The organism is Exiguobacterium sp. N4-1P (assembly GCF_002214325.1).
This window is the reverse complement of record NZ_CP022236.1, coordinates 1,949,977-1,965,263: the sequence shown is the minus strand read 5'-3', so window position 1 is coordinate 1,965,263 and position 15,287 is coordinate 1,949,977. Positions and strand designations below refer to the sequence as shown.

Below are 15,287 nucleotides of genomic sequence, written 5' to 3'. Positions count from 1 at the left end.
GTGAGACGAAATGATGTATTTTGATCATGCGGCGACAACGCCGATGCACCCTGATGTACTCCAAACAATGACTCCATATATGCTCGAGCAATTCGGGAATCCGTCGAGCGTCCACGCGTTCGGTCGTTCCGGCCGGGCGGCGATTGACGCGGCACGTCGGACAATCGCGAGTGAACTGAATGCCAAACCGAATGAAATCATCTTCACGGCGGGGGGAACGGAGTCGGATAACTATGCGATTTTGGGTGCCGCGATGAAACATCAAGACAAGGGACAGCATGTCATCACGACACGCTTCGAACACCATGCCGTCCTGCGTGCGTTCGAAGAACTCGAAAAACGTGGGTTTGACGTGACGTATTTAGAAGTGCCGGAGTCGGGCATCGTCACGGTCGATGCACTCGCGGCAGCGCTTCGCCCGGATACGATTCTTGTTTCGGTCATGTTCGGAAACAATGAAGTCGGGACACTGCAACCAATCAAGGAAATGGGCCAGTTATTAAACAAACAAAACATTCTCTTTCATACAGATGCGGTCCAAGTCTTTGGCAAGCTGAGTCTCGACGTCGAAGCATGTCATATTGACCTATTATCGGCATCAAGTCATAAAATCAATGGACCAAAAGGTGTCGGGATGCTCTACGTCCGAACAGGCGTCCAGTTAGAAGTGCAGTCGTATGGTGGCGAACAAGAACGGAAGCGTCGCGCGGGAACAGAAAACGTCGCTGGAATCGTCGGTTTCGCAAAAGCCGTTCAATTGATCGTAGCAGAACGTGACATACTGAAAGCCCAGTCGGAAGACTTGCGTCGCCTGTTACTCAATCGTCTCGAGGCTAGTTCGATTTCCTATGAACAAAATGGGCATCCAGGACTGCCGCATATCGTCAATCTCTATTTCCCGCGTGTCGAGATTGAACCGTTTTTAATCATGCTCGATATGCGCGGAATTGCCGTCTCGAGCGGGAGTGCCTGTACGGCAGGTTCCATTGAACCATCTCACGTGTTGTCCGCGATGTACGGTGAAAATGACCGGACGCGGCAATCGGTCCGAATTAGTTTCGGCCGTGGAAATGATGCCGGGCAAGTCGAACTACTCGCACAAGGATTGATAGATGTCGTAAAATCGTTTCAGAACAAATAAGAGGTGAAAGCAATGAATACAAGAGCAAAAGCGCCAAGTGAGACGACAGTCGTCGTCGGAATGTCTGGCGGCGTCGACTCGTCCGTCACAGCACACTTGCTGAAAGAACAAGGGTACAACGTCATCGGAATCTTCATGAAAAACTGGGATGATACGGATGAAGACGGTTTTTGTACAGCGACGGAAGACTATGAAGATGTGATCGCGGTCGCCAATCAAATCGGCATTCCGTACTATGCAGTCAACTTCGAAAAAGAATACTGGGACAAAGTCTTCACGTATTTCTTGAATGAATATAAACTGGGTCGGACACCGAATCCGGATGTCATGTGTAACAAGGAAATCAAGTTCAAAGCGTTTCTTGATCACGCCATGCGTCTCGGGGCGGATTTTGTCGCGACAGGTCATTACGCGCGTGCGGTCTATGAAGACGGGGAACACAAGTTACTCCGTGGGGTCGATACGAATAAAGACCAAACGTACTTCTTGAACCAACTGTCACAAGACCAAATTGCGAAAGCGATGTTCCCGATCGGTCACATGGAAAAGTCAGAAGTCCGGAAAATCGCGGAAGAAGCGAACTTGGCGACGGCGAAGAAAAAAGATTCGACCGGTATCTGTTTTATCGGGGAACGGAACTTTAAACAATTCCTCAGCCAATATCTCCCGGCACAACCAGGCGAAATGCGGACACTCGACGGAAAAGTCATGGGACGTCACGATGGTTTGATGTATTACACGATGGGACAGCGTCATGGGTTAGGGATTGGCGGAGACGGAGAGCCTTGGTTCGTTGTTGGAAAAAATCTTGCGGATAACGTCTTGTTCGTTGATCAAGGCTTCCATAATGAACTGCTCTACTCGGAAGGATTATATGCGTCGGACATCAGCTGGACGGCACCACTTAAAGTCGGCGATACATTCCGGTGTACGGCGAAGTTCCGCTACCGTCAAGAAGACTCAGGCGTGACTGTCCGCTTGCTTGAAAATGGACGTCTTGATGTTGCCTTTGACGAACGCCAACGGGCAATTACACCAGGACAAGCCGTCGTATTTTATGATGGTGATGTCTGCTTAGGTGGCGCAACGATTGACGAAGCGTACAAAGCGGGCGAACGTCTTACGTATCTTGCATAAGGGAGAGAACACGATGAATTATAACGAAGTAGGATTCAGACATTTAGAAGCGGGAAATTACGAACTGGCTGCGCAAGCCTTCAACGATGCGATTGAAGAAAACCCGAATGATCCGACGGCATATGTCAACTTGGGAACGTTGCTTCAATCGATGGATGATGCAGACCGGGCATTACGCTTTTATGAAAAGGCGCTGACAATTGACCCGACGTTCGCCAGTGCCCACTATGCAAAAGGGGCATTGTTCTTTGCGGCAGAGCAACTGGTCGAGGCAGAAGATGCCTTGCGGCTCGCCTTACTCCATGGACTTGATGACGCCGATCTACACTTCATGCTTGGTCTGACGTATCAAAAGCTCGGCGATCCTGTCCGGGGAATTCCTCGCTTGAAACAAGCGACGGAATTGAACGGGGTGGACGTCGAAATTGCTTTCCAATACGGCCTTGCGCTCGCACAAAACGAACAGATCGAAGAAGCGGCAGAAATTTTCGAGCAAGTCCTGTTGTTAGAAGAAACGCACACGGACGCACGCTATAACTATGCGATTGCCCTTGCATTTCTTGGTCAGCAAGAAGCGTGTTATACGGAGCTCGAGACGGTTCTTGAATATCAACCGAATCATACGCTTGCGCAAGATGCGAAAGCGAAAATGGATTCTTTGTTGAAATAAGGTCAATGAATGGGTCTGACTCATAAGTCAGACCAGCATCAAGCCGTGTGACGGATGTTTCCGTCCTTCAACAATCAAATGGCCGATGATCCCACTTTTCAAGGGACCATCGGCCATTTTTGTGCAATTTCTTATCGTTCAAGAGGGTTTAATACTTGCCTGTGTCATGCGACCGCTTTAAAGCGCATTCCGTCTCTGATCGTTTTGAAGATTGCGTTAGTTTCCGACTTCACGTACGACGCGTTGCGGCGGACCAGAAAAGTCTTCGTACGCCTCGTCCATATTTTTTGTATAGAGCTCAATCACATTTTGTTCAGTATCTTTAAAATAAGCGGAGTATTCTTTATCATTCGAAGTTTCTTGTTCATCCCATTCTCGAATCTTAACGGCAATATCTGCTTCCCGTAAGACGTTCAGAGCGTCCTCGAATCGGTTTTTTTCAATGTAAAAGGCGCAGTGGACGTGAGTCCCTCCTTCATCATAAAGCGAATCCCACTTCGTGACCGGTAGATTTTTCACAGTTCGTTCCTCGAGTGTGAAATCTCGTTTGAGCCAGAGTCCAAGTCGCGTGTTTCCGCCAATATAGAGCCATGTCGCCCAAACGCCGTCTTGCGTCGCTTGTTCTTTACTTGGTTCCGCGTCATCTGGAGCCCATTGCTCGACAATCGGTATTCCGAGCGTCCCATGCCAAAAGTTGACAGCGCGTTCCATATCCTCTACTTCAAGTACTAATTCACATAAACCAGCAATTGGTAATCGTCCCACATGCTTCTCCTCCAATTCAATTTTTAGTTCAAGTTCACTTTCCCTGATTTTAAATCGATTAAACGAGTGCTATGATGATGAGAGCGTAGTAAATCGTAGTCTTTTAGAAAGTAGGTGGAGTGATGGAGCACCCTCATCAAGTCGTCGGTCGTGTTAAACGTGTGCTCTTCTCCTCCGAAGAAGAAGCGCATTCCATCGTATTGGTGGCTGTTAAGGAAAAAAACTTTGAATTGAAAGAAACTGAACTCGTCGTGACGGGAACGGGAGTCGGGATTGAACTTGGCGGTACGTATCAGGCGTTTGGCCGTTTAGTGGACCATCCACGGTTTGGTAAACAATTAAAGGCAGAATTAATTCGCCGTTCTGTCCCGATGACGAAGCATGCCGCTGTCCGCTTTTTGACGAATGGATCGTTTACCGGCATTGGTCCGAAAACAGCGAAAAATATCGTCGAGGCACTTGGCGAGGATGCGATTGATGTCATCTTAAAAGATAGCCGTGCCCTCGATCGTGTGCCTGGACTTAAACAAAAACAAGCTGACGTCATCTTCAGTCGACTGGCAACGCTCTATGGCGTTGATCAATTGATGTTGTTTTTGGCACCGTTCGACGTCACGCCGAAACTTGCAGCTAAAATTTATGCGGCGTACGAAGGGGATGCGATGGCGCGGATTCGTGAAAACCCGTATTCCTTGATGTACGAAGTGAGCGGGATCGGTTTTAAGACGGCCGATCAAATTGCCTCCCATCTCGGCTTGATTGGTCTTCACCCGGAACGCGTTGCAGCGTCCGTCATGCACATACTTGAGCAAGAGGCAGGGGAAGGACATGCTTTTGCGACAATTGATTCATTGTTGCAGCGGGCACCCCGCCTGCTAGGCGAAGACCCAGGAGAACGACTCGAACAGGCAATCGAGTTGTTGTTGACAGAAGATAAAGTAAAACTCGAAGAAGGCTGTCTGTATCTGCCGACGATTTATTATGCGGAAGTCAGGGCGGCAAAAGAGCTGGCACGCGTCATGGCGAATGGAGCAGAGCAAGAAGTCGATGTCGCGACGATCTTAACGGCAATCGGTCAGCTCGAAGAACGTTTCGGAATGGAATATGCGACGCAACAACGAGAAGCGATTGAACTGGCCGTCAAAGCACCATTGATGGTCTTGACCGGTGGACCGGGAACCGGTAAAACGACGGTCATCAAAGGAATCTTACATGCCTTACAAGAAATCCATGATTGGCCGCTCGAAAAAAGTCAAGTCAAATCAGGTGATGTGTATCCGTACGTTCTCGTCGCACCGACCGGGCGTGCTGCAAAACGATTGTCGGAAGCGACCGATGTTCCGGCGATGACAATTCATCGGCTGTTGAAATACGACGGCTCAAATTTTCAATTGAATGAAGATCAACCAATCACCGGAAAAGTGTTGATCATCGATGAATCATCGATGATTGATATCTACCTCTTGTCGAGTCTCCTTCGCGCCGTGCCGAACGGGATGAAAATCTTGTTCGTTGGTGACCGGGATCAACTGCCGTCGGTCGGTCCGGGACAAGTTTTGGCTGATTTAATGGATACGGACGGGATTCCGGTCGTACGACTCAATGTCGTACACCGTCAAGCGGAGGATTCGTCGATTTTACGATTGGCTCATGATTTGAAAAATCGGGTCACATCAGCTGATTTATTGGCACCGTTATCGGACCGCCGTTTTTATTCACTTGCTCCGCAGGAATCATTACGCGGGATTGCCGCCTTCGCTGAAAAAGCGTTAGCAAAAGGCTACTCGAAGTTCGACGTCCAAGTCCTCGCCCCGACATATCGCGGACAAGTCGGGATTGATGAACTCAATCTCGCGCTGCAAAATGTCTACAATCCGGAAGCACCGAAAAAACGGGAAGTGAAGCAAGGGAATCGGCTGTACCGGAGTGGAGATAAGATTCTTCAGCTCGTCAACAATGCGGAAGAAAATGTCTACAATGGTGATATCGGCGAAATCGTCAACATCTTTTTTGCGAAAGAAAACGTCGATAAAGTCGATAAAATTATCGCGCGGTTCGACCAGACGGAAGTCGAATACAATCGCAGTGACTGGGACCAATTCACACATGCCTATGCGATCACGATCCATAAAGCCCAAGGGTCGGAGTTTCCGATCGTTCTGATGCCGGTCTTCTTTACGGGCGCCTTTAAGCATTCGAGAAACTTAATTTATACGGCCGTGACCCGTGCGAAAACAAGTTTGTTGTTGTTCGGAGATCCACGCGCCTTTCACAAGGCATCACAAGAAGAAGAACCTCGTCGACGGACGCGGTTGATTGAACGTCTGGGTGGTGCGACAAAGACTTGACGGAATACGTTGGATAGGTAATAATCACGTTAGATGAATGGACGCAAAACGTTGATAGAAGATAAGTAGAGTGATGCAATCATGACGAAGAGAGAGATGGATTTGCTGCAACCATCTCCATGATGAATCATTTGAAGCTCCTTCTTGAGTCGAGTGAAAACACTTGCGGTTAATCCCCGTTATTGGATTTTTCGAGGTAACATCCGTAACAGAGGATGTTGCGAACGAGGGTGGTACCACGAGAGCGATGCTTTCGTCCCTTTCCTAGGGGATGATGCATCGTTTTTTTTGCGTTCAGGATGAACTTATTAATTAATTGGGGGTATTTTCGATGAAACCATTAAAACCGTTGACTGGCGCACAAATCCGTCAGATGTATCTCGACTTTTTCCAATCGAAAGGTCACGCTGTGGAACCGAGTGCTTCTCTCGTACCAGTGGAAGATCCAACATTGCTTTGGATTAACTCAGGTGTCGCGACATTAAAAAAATATTTTGATGGACGTGTCATCCCAGACAATCCACGAATCGTCAATGCACAAAAATCGATCCGGACGAACGATATCGAAAACGTCGGTAAAACGGCACGTCACCATACGTTTTTTGAAATGCTCGGTAACTTTTCAGTCGGTGATTACTTCCGTGAAGATGCGATCAAATGGGGCTGGGAACTCTTAACGAGTGACGAGTGGTACGGTCTAGATCCAGAGTACTTGTCTGTTACGATCCATCCGGAAGACGATGCGGCACGCCAAATCTGGCTTGAGCTCGGTGTTCCGGCTGAACGGATCATTCCGCTCGAAGATAACTTCTGGGAAATCGGTGAAGGTCCATCTGGTCCGAACACGGAAATTTTCTTTGATCGTGGTCCAGACTTCGGTGACGACCCGAACGATTCAGAACTCTACCCGGGTGGCGAAAATGAACGTTATCTTGAAATCTGGAACATCGTTTTCAGTCAGTATAACCATGATGGAAACGGGAACTACACAGAACTTCCACGCAAAAACATTGATACAGGAATGGGTCTCGAACGGATGGCTAGTGTCTTACAAAACGTGCCGACGAACTTCGATACGGACTTGTTCATGCCGATCATCCATAAGACGGAAGAAATGAGTGGTAAAAAATACCGTGATGACGCGAAGCTGGATGTAGCATTCAAAGTCATCGCTGATCATATCCGAACAGTTTCGTTTGCGATTGGCGACGGCGCATTGCCATCGAACGAAGGACGCGGGTATGTCCTCCGTCGTTTACTTCGCCGGGCAGTCCGCTATGCGAAGATGCTTGGAATCGAACGTCCGTTCATGTACGAGCTCGTGGATACGGTCGGTGGCGTCATGGTTGACTTTTACCCACAAGTTCCAGAGAAGGCGGACTTCATCAAACGTGTCATCAAGAATGAAGAAGAACGTTTCCATGAAACATTACAAGATGGTCTCGCGATTTTAAATACGGTCGCTCAGACGGCTAAAAATAATGGAGAGCATACGATTAGTGGGGAAGATGCATTCCGTCTTTACGACACGTACGGTTTCCCCCTCGAATTGACAGTCGAATATGCAGAAGATCATCAAATGGCAGTTGACGAAGAAGGCTTTAAACGGGCGATGGATGAGCAACGTAAGCGGGCCCGTGCGGCACGTGAAGATGGCGGATCGATGCAACAGCAATCTGAAGTTCTTGCGACATTGACGGTACCAAGCCGGTTCGTCGGTTATACGGATGTGAAGACGGATGCAACGATCGTCGCATTGCTTCATGATGGAGAACATGTCACGGAAGTCGCGGCAGGCGAACAGGCACAAGTCATTTTAGACATCACGCCGTTTTATGCTGAGAGCGGTGGTGAAGTCGCGGATACAGGAACGATTGAAGGAAAAGATTTCGTCTTAGACGTCAAAGACGTACAAAAAGCACCGAACGGTCAAAACTTGCATACGGTCATCGTTCGGACGGGGATTGCACTCGCGGACGCTTCAGTCATCGCAGAAGTCGAAGGCGCAGCACGTAAAGCCATTACGAAAAACCATACAGCAACACACTTGTTGCATAAAGCACTAAAAGATACACTCGGCACGCACGTCAATCAAGCAGGATCACTCGTGTCAGCAGATCGTCTCCGCTTTGACTTCTCTCACTTTGGTGCAGTCACGGCAGATGAACTGAAAACGATTGAACAGGATGTCAATCAGGCAATCTGGGCATCGCTGGCTGTCGATATCGAAGAAATGAACATCGCCGATGCAAAAGCAAAAGGGGCAATGGCACTGTTCGGTGAAAAATATGGTGAAACGGTCCGCGTCGTATCGGCAGGAACGTATTCAATCGAATTATGTGGCGGGATCCACGTCAAGAACACGGCGGAAATCGGTCTTTTCAAAATTGTTTCTGAATCAGGTATCGGTGCTGGTACACGTCGGATTGAAGCGGTCACAGGAGCTGGTGCATATCGTGTCATGAATGCGCATCTTGAGACGCTCGAACAAGCAGCACGTGTCCTGAAGACGAAAACGACGGAAGTTCCGAGTCGAATTGAAGCGTTACAAGTTCAATTACGTGAGACAGAACGCGCAAACGAATCACTCCAAGCAAAACTTTCGAATATCGAAGCAGCATCACTTAAAGATGACGTTGAACTGATCAATGGTGTCCAAGTCCTTTCGAAACGTGTCGATGTGTCTGATATGGAGGCATTACGTGGGATGATGGATGAATTGAAAGGTTCACTCGAGTCAGCAATCATCGTCCTCGGCAGTGCGCAAGGCGACAAAGTGAACCTCGTCGCAAGCGTCTCGAAAGACTTAATCGACCAAGGTTATCATGCTGGGAAATTGATTAAAGAAGTTGCGACACGTTGTGGCGGCGGTGGCGGTGGTCGCCCCGATATGGCCCAAGCAGGCGGGAAAGATGCTTCGAAATTAAATGAAGCGTTGGCGTATGCTTCACATTATGCGCAATCACTGGCATAATAGAAAAGTAGTGTAAATGAAAGAGGTGATTAACGTGAGTCAGATGGATCAAACGATGAAATTTAATTTTCCGGAAGACGATAGTAAAGCAGCGACACGGGAAGTGTTGTTGACGGTCTATCACGCTTTGGAAGAGAAAGGATATCATCCAATTAATCAGATCGTCGGATACCTTCTATCTGGGGATCCTGCTTACATTCCTCGTCATAATGATGCACGTAATCTAATCCGTAAGATTGAACGAGATGAATTGCTTGAAGAACTCGTCAAATCCTATCTGTCGGAGAGTGGAGACAAAAAATGAAGCGTGCGATCGGACTCGATGTCGGTTCGAAGACGATTGGAGTCGCGGTGAGTGATTTGATGGGCTGGACGGCGCAAGGCGTCGAGACCGTCAAATGGACAGAACCCGATTATCCTGTCGCCTTCAAGCGACTAGAGGCAATCATTAAAGAGTACGGTGTCGAAATCATCGTCATCGGACATCCGAAAAACATGAACGGTTCGATTGGTCCGCGAGCAGAAGCAAGTGAAGCGTTCGCGCGTGAAATCGAATCAGCGACAGGACTTTCAACAGTTCTCGTCGATGAGCGTCTCACGACGATGCAGGCAGAGCGTATGTTGATCGACGCAGATGTCAGTCGAAAAAAACGAAAACAAGTCATCGATAAGATGGCGGCAGTCATGATCTTACAATCGTATTTGGATCGGGCGAACCGGTAAAGGAGGAAATGAGATGTCTGAAGAAAAGCGCCAGTATCTCTTTCCGGATGAAGACGGTGGCGAACATCTTTTCGAAGAATGGTACCGTTATGTCAGCGAGCGAACAGGGAAAACGTATCTGTTCCTCGAAATGATAGGGAATCCAGAAGATGGCGCAGATGATTTAATCATCTGTGAGATTGATGAGTATGGAGAAGGCGACGATGATTTTGAATTGAGCCTGATCGATGAAAATGATGAGCAGACTTGGGATGAACTCGAGACTGCATTAAAGGAGCGGATGAATGATGCAACAGAATGAACCAACACGTTACGTAATTCCAGATGGTGAAGGTAATGATTTCGAATTTATGGAGCGGTTACGTTATGAGAGCCCACGCTCAAACAAAACGTATATCTTCCTCGAGCCAGTCGGTGCTGACTACGACAACGCGGAAGAAGTCGACATCTTCGTTTACGAACTAGACGAGTATGGCGACGGAGACAATGACTTCAATCTTGTTCCGATCGAAGAAGATGACACGGAAACGTGGGATGAAATCGAAGAAGTCTTCAATACATTAGAAGACGAGCTTGAATAACCGACTCGTGTATAAGGTGATGTCGAAGGAGCAATGCTCTTTCGAGGTCACCTTGTTTTAAGAGAAAAAGGAGGAACCGATGGAGAACGAATGGAAGCACAATGCTGAAATCGAAAACAAGCGCCGCCGGACATCACGCCGGATTACGCTCATCATCCTTTCAGTGTTATTCACGATTTTCTTAGTAGCAGGTGCGGCAATCTATATCTTTTTAAAAAATTCACTCGAACCCGTCAACGCGGACGCAACAAAATCCGTGAAAGTCGAAATTCCGTTAGGTGCTGGAACAAGTACGATTTCAAATATCCTAAAGGACAAAGAATTGATTGCAAATGAAACGATTTTCCGCTATTACGTTCGCTATAAGAATGAATCGTCATTCCAAGCGGGAACGTACACGCTGACGCAAGCGATGACACCGGACGAAATCATCAATAAGTTGAAAACCGGTAAAGTCATGAAAGCAGCAGATGTCAAGATGACGATTCCTGAAGGGATTACGATGGATCGGCAAATCGCCGTGATTGCAAAAGCAACGGGCTTTAAGCAAGAGGCTGTTCGTAAAGCACTGACGGATCAAACGTACATCAACAGTTTGATTGAAAAGTATCCGATGTTAACGGATGAAGTGAAACAAAAAGGAGTACTCTACTCCCTTGAAGGTTACTTGTTCCCGGCGACGTATGAATTTGATAAAGGGAAAAACATCAATCAAATTGCTGAGACGATGCTTGACGAGATGGAAAAAATTTATGATGCAAATGCAGATGCGATTAAAGAATCAGGAATGACATTCCATGAAGTCCTCAGTCTTGGATCGATGGTTGAACGTGAAGCGGCAACAGCGAAAGACCGCCGTGAAATCGCTGGCGTTTTCAAAAATCGTCTTGATGATGGTATGAAACTTCAGTCGGATCCAACAGTCTGGTATGGTACGGGGGAAAACACGGCATTAACGACATTGAAAGATCTTGAGAATAACTCGAAATACAATACGTATAAATATGAGGGGATTCCAATCGGTCCGATTTCAACAGTCAGTAAAGATTCCGTACTCGCCGTACTCAATCCGAATAAAACAAAGTATGTTTATTTCTTTGCTCGGCCACCGAGTGAAAAAAATCCAAAAGGACAGATTCTTTACGAAGAGACGTATGAAGAACATCAACGTAATGTCGTAAAGTATAAACCGGAATGGGTTGAATACGAAGCAAGTAAAGAGCAATGAGCATCGGGTTGGTTTGGGACGAGTATTTTCGTTCCAGGTCAACCTGTTTATGCGGAGAAGGAGTAGTTCGAATGAATGAGTTTACAGCGTATGTTGAAGCAATGATTAAGCCACGTGATTCGCTACTCGAAGAGATGGAAGCATATGCTAAGGAACATCACATCCCAATCATTGAATTGACGGGGTCAGAAGTGTTATTATCCTTGCTGACGCTACAACAACCAAAGCGGATACTCGAACTCGGGACGGCAATTGGATATAGCGCGATTCGAATGGCACGTGCATTGCCGAACGCACGCATCACGACAGTCGAACGAAATGCAAAACGGTATGAAGAGGCAAAAGCATTCATCGCCCGGTCAGATGTCGCGGACCGAATTGACATCGTTTTTGCAGATGCAGTAGAATTAGCCGAAACCCTTGACCAAGAGTTCGATGCAATCTTCATCGATGCGGCGAAAGGGCAGTATAAAAAATTCTTCAACGGTTATGGGCGGCTTGTGCCAATAGGCGGGATTTTATACACGGATAATCTGTTTTTACATGGTGATGTTTTAGAAACAGATCCAAAAACGTTTGATCGAAGAAGACGACGACTCGTCCGTCTCGTCAAGGAATTCACAGTCTGGATGATGGAACAAGAACAATACGATACGACGATTTTTCCACTCGGAGACGGTGTTTCCGTAAGTCGAAAAATCAAGTCGGAATGATGGAGGAACAAAATCAATGCAAAAACCGGTTGTAATTGGCGTTGCTGGAGGTACGGGATCAGGAAAGACGACAGTCGCACGCTCACTCGTCGCAGCTTTCCCGATCGAATCGATCGTCATGATCGAGCAAGATGCTTACTATAAAGATCAAAGTACACTCTCGATGGAAGAAAGATATCAAACAAATTATGACCATCCGTTTGCATTCGATAATGATTTGCTGATTAACCACATCAAATCGTTACGTGAAAACATTGCGGTCGAAAAACCTGTTTATGATTACGTTGCGCATACGCGAGCGGAGGAGACGATCAAACTCGATCCACGTGATGTTATCATCGTCGAAGGAATCTTAGCGCTTGAAGATGAGCGTTTACGGGAATTGATGGATATTAAAGTGTTTGTCGATACAGATGCGGACGTACGGATTTTACGACGGATGCAACGTGATATCAACGAACGTGGTCGATCAATCGACTCGGTCGTCGAGCAGTATACGAATGTCGTCCGTCCGATGCATCTTCAGTTTTGTGAGCCGACAAAACGCTATGCAGATATCATCGTTCCGGAAGGTGGAGAGAATCATGTCGCGATTGATCTCCTCGTAACGAAGATTCGTGCCATACTCGATTATCGAACAGCACTTGATGAAAGAGGATATTGATTCCAAAAAAGATGTGAATATACTATACTAGTGGAATAAAAAGGAGCGTGACAAAAATGGCAGAAAAACAGTATTATATGACGCTTGACGGTAAAGCGAAAATTGAGAACGAGTTAAACGAACTGAAGTCAGTCCGCCGTAAAGAAGTAGTTGAAAATATTAAGATTGCACGATCTTTCGGAGACTTGTCTGAGAACGCAGAATATGATTCAGCGAAAGAAGAACAAGCGATGGTCGAAGGACGAATTGCACAACTTGAGGAAATGCTACGTAACGTAGCAATTATTTCTGAAGAAGAAAAGGATATTTCGGTCGTTAGTATCGGAACGACGGTCACATTCTTGATTCTTGAAGATGATGAAGAAGAAACGTACACGATTGTCGGAAGTGCAGAAGCGGATCCGTTCACAGGTAAAATCTCGAACGAATCACCAATCGCTAAAAGCTTACTCGGACATAGTGTAGGTGAGAAAGTATCGGTACAGGCTCCAGGTGGAGATTTCGCTGTAAAAATTACATCGATTAAATAAATAAAACGATGAAGCCGGAGCAATCCGGCTTTCTGTATGATGGAGGAATGAGTATGCCAATCGCTATCATTGGAGCAATGGAAGAAGAGGTCAACTTACTTCGGAATGAACTTTCTGAACGAAAAGACACGATGATTGCTAACTATCATTTTTATGAAGGTTTGTTGAACAGTGTGCCAGTCGTCATCTTGAAATCAGGCATCGGGAAAGTGAATGCTGCGATTGGAACGACATTGTTACTGGATCATTTTAAACCCAGTGCCGTCATCAATACGGGTTCTGCTGGTGGATTTAAGGCAGGGCTGACTGTCGGTGACGTCGTCGTCTCGACAGAAGTCCGTCATCATGATGTCGACGTGACAGCATTCGGATATGAATATGGACAAGTACCGGGTATGCCAGCTGCTTACGTGGCAGACGAAAAACTTGTCGCGACAGCTGAAGCCGTCATCGAACGGATGGAGTCGATTAATGTCGTTCACGGTCTAATCGTGACAGGAGATTCCTTCATTCAGGATACAGAGCGCTCGACACTCATTAAAAAGAACTTCCCGGACGTCGCAGCAGTTGAAATGGAAGCAGCACCGATCGCACAAGTCTGTCATCAATTCGATGTTCCTTTCGTCGTAACACGTTCGATCTCGGATAGTGCAGATGAGGAAGCTTCACTCTCATTTGATGAATTTTTAGAAATTGCGTCGATTAACTCTGCGAAGATGGTCATGGAAGTTGTACGAACGCTAGCAGATTCAGAAGCGTAAGGTGGACGGAGGAGGGCCTTGATTGAAGGGACCCTTCTTTTTTCTTTGACAAAAAAGGATTAACGCTTTATATTAGTACCAGATACTAATACTAAAGGAGCGACCACATGAATATCGGGATTGTAGGACTAGGGACGTCATTACCAGAACGTCGAATTACAAATGATGATTTAGCGAAAACGCTTGATACGAGCGATGAATGGATTCGGACACGAACGGGAATCGGTGCAAGACGGATTGCAACAGACGAAGTCGATGTAACGGATTTAGCGACAGAGGCCGCTAAACAAGCATTGATCGATGCGGACCTAACAGCAGACGATATCGGATTGATTGTCGTCGGAACAGCGACGGGACGTGCCTTTCCTTCAACAGCCTGTATCGTTCAGGAACGGTTAGGGGCGCTAGGCGCGACGGCATTTGATGTTAGTGCTGCCTGCAGCGGCTTCATTTTCGCTCTTCAAACAGCATCAAGCATGATGGAGACGACGAACTCTAAATATGCGCTTGTCATTGGGGCAGAAAAAATGTCGAGCATCGTCGACTGGTCAGACCGGTCGACAGCAATTTTATTTGGAGATGGTGCGGGTGCAGTCGTCCTCGGACCAACAGAACAGCAAGGGTTGAATGCGTTTGAACTCGGAACGGATGGGCGAGGAGCGCATCTGTTGTTTAAAGAGTTGGATGGGCCAATTGAAATGAACGGACGAGAAGTGTTTAAATTTGCCGTTCGAAAATTACCAGAGATTGTCGATAAAGTCATTCAAAAAGCGAACGGATCGTTGGAATCACTTGACTTATTGATTCCGCACCAAGCAAACTTACGGATTATCGACGCGGCACGCGAACGATTAGGCATCGATGAAAAGAAAGTCATCGTCACGATTGATGAACATGCAAATACATCAGCGGCTTCGATTCCGTTGGCTTTAGAAGAAGCGCGGCGTCAAGGGCGACTACAGCCGGGAACGACACTCGTTCTCGCAGGCTTTGGTGCCGGATTGACTTGGGGAGCTTCTTACATTACTTGGACTAAAGGGGAGAACATATAA

The 15,287-nt window shown here is 47.0% G+C and carries 16 protein-coding genes and 1 other annotated feature; of the genes, 15 read left to right on the top strand and 1 reads right to left on the bottom strand.

What is annotated here, in order from left to right:
- The first annotated feature begins 10 nt into the window (after positions 1-10).
- Genes A0126_RS10240 through A0126_RS10230 form a run of 3 tightly spaced genes read left to right on the top strand, consistent with a single transcriptional unit; the run spans position 11 to position 2,948 of the window.
- Positions 11-1,141, top strand: a complete 1,131-nt coding sequence (locus A0126_RS10240; protein WP_088837512.1) for a cysteine desulfurase family protein — start codon at positions 11-13, stop codon at positions 1,139-1,141.
- 12 nt (positions 1,142-1,153) lie between these two features.
- On the top strand, positions 1,154-2,278 hold the full coding sequence (gene mnmA, locus A0126_RS10235) for a tRNA 2-thiouridine(34) synthase MnmA (protein ID WP_029331022.1): 1,125 nt from the start codon (positions 1,154-1,156) through the stop codon (positions 2,276-2,278).
- Positions 2,232-2,948 carry a tetratricopeptide repeat protein gene (locus tag A0126_RS10230; RefSeq protein WP_235195163.1) on the top strand — a complete coding sequence of 239 codons (717 nt, stop codon included), beginning with the start codon at positions 2,232-2,234 and terminating at the stop codon, positions 2,946-2,948. The genes mnmA and A0126_RS10230 overlap by 47 nt, the downstream gene beginning before the upstream one ends.
- Before the next feature lie 216 nt (positions 2,949-3,164).
- Here A0126_RS10230 and A0126_RS10225 read toward each other — a convergent pair whose 3' ends face one another.
- Positions 3,165-3,713 (bottom strand): VOC family protein, encoded by a 549-nt coding sequence (locus tag A0126_RS10225; protein ID WP_088837511.1) that lies wholly within the window; start codon positions 3,711-3,713, stop codon positions 3,165-3,167.
- A 122-nt stretch (positions 3,714-3,835) separates the two neighbouring features.
- Between A0126_RS10225 and A0126_RS10220 the strand changes: the two genes are divergently transcribed.
- The 12 genes from A0126_RS10220 to A0126_RS10165 all read left to right on the top strand — a co-directional run bounded on the left by A0126_RS10220 (position 3,836) and on the right by A0126_RS10165 (position 15,287).
- A complete protein-coding gene (locus A0126_RS10220) occupies positions 3,836-6,061 on the top strand; it encodes an SF1B family DNA helicase RecD2 (RefSeq protein ID WP_088837510.1) in 2,226 nt (741 codons plus the stop codon).
- A 42-nt stretch (positions 6,062-6,103) separates the two neighbouring features.
- Positions 6,104-6,325 (top strand) — a binding site (T-box leader).
- A gap of 67 nt (positions 6,326-6,392) precedes the next feature.
- The gene (gene alaS, locus A0126_RS10215; protein ID WP_088837509.1) at positions 6,393-9,035 is read left to right on the top strand and encodes an alanine--tRNA ligase; all 2,643 of its coding nucleotides are present in this window, start codon (positions 6,393-6,395) and stop codon (positions 9,033-9,035) included.
- Positions 9,036-9,069: 34 nt separating this feature from the next.
- Positions 9,070-9,339: an IreB family regulatory phosphoprotein gene (locus A0126_RS10210; RefSeq protein WP_029331017.1), complete on the top strand. Its 270-nt coding sequence runs from the start codon at positions 9,070-9,072 to the stop codon at positions 9,337-9,339.
- Positions 9,336-9,758 carry a Holliday junction resolvase RuvX gene (ruvX, locus tag A0126_RS10205; RefSeq protein ID WP_029331016.1) on the top strand — a complete coding sequence of 141 codons (423 nt, stop codon included), beginning with the start codon at positions 9,336-9,338 and terminating at the stop codon, positions 9,756-9,758. Before A0126_RS10210 ends, ruvX begins: the two co-directional genes overlap by 4 nt.
- A 13-nt stretch (positions 9,759-9,771) precedes the next feature.
- A complete protein-coding gene (locus tag A0126_RS10200; protein WP_029331015.1) occupies positions 9,772-10,059 on the top strand; it encodes a DUF1292 domain-containing protein in 288 nt (95 codons plus the stop codon).
- Complete coding sequence (locus A0126_RS10195; protein WP_029331014.1) at positions 10,046-10,339, top strand: DUF1292 domain-containing protein; 294 nt, start codon at positions 10,046-10,048, stop codon at positions 10,337-10,339. The genes A0126_RS10200 and A0126_RS10195 overlap by 14 nt, the downstream gene beginning before the upstream one ends.
- Positions 10,340-10,418: 79 nt before the next feature.
- The gene (mltG, locus tag A0126_RS10190; RefSeq protein WP_088837508.1) at positions 10,419-11,567 is read left to right on the top strand and encodes an endolytic transglycosylase MltG; all 1,149 of its coding nucleotides are present in this window, start codon (positions 10,419-10,421) and stop codon (positions 11,565-11,567) included.
- Between the two features lie 71 nt (positions 11,568-11,638).
- On the top strand, positions 11,639-12,280 hold the full coding sequence (locus tag A0126_RS10185; RefSeq protein WP_029331012.1) for an O-methyltransferase: 642 nt from the start codon (positions 11,639-11,641) through the stop codon (positions 12,278-12,280).
- Between the two features lie 16 nt (positions 12,281-12,296).
- Positions 12,297-12,944, top strand: coding sequence for a uridine kinase (udk, locus tag A0126_RS10180; RefSeq protein ID WP_088837507.1), 648 nt, complete (start codon positions 12,297-12,299; stop codon positions 12,942-12,944).
- A gap of 56 nt (positions 12,945-13,000) precedes the next feature.
- Positions 13,001-13,474, top strand: a complete 474-nt coding sequence (greA, locus tag A0126_RS10175) for a transcription elongation factor GreA (RefSeq protein ID WP_088837506.1) — start codon at positions 13,001-13,003, stop codon at positions 13,472-13,474.
- A gap of 53 nt (positions 13,475-13,527) precedes the next feature.
- Positions 13,528-14,235: a 5'-methylthioadenosine/S-adenosylhomocysteine nucleosidase gene (gene mtnN, locus A0126_RS10170; protein WP_088837505.1), complete on the top strand. Its 708-nt coding sequence runs from the start codon at positions 13,528-13,530 to the stop codon at positions 14,233-14,235.
- A gap of 107 nt (positions 14,236-14,342) precedes the next feature.
- Complete coding sequence (locus A0126_RS10165) at positions 14,343-15,287, top strand: beta-ketoacyl-ACP synthase III (protein ID WP_088837504.1); 945 nt, start codon at positions 14,343-14,345, stop codon at positions 15,285-15,287.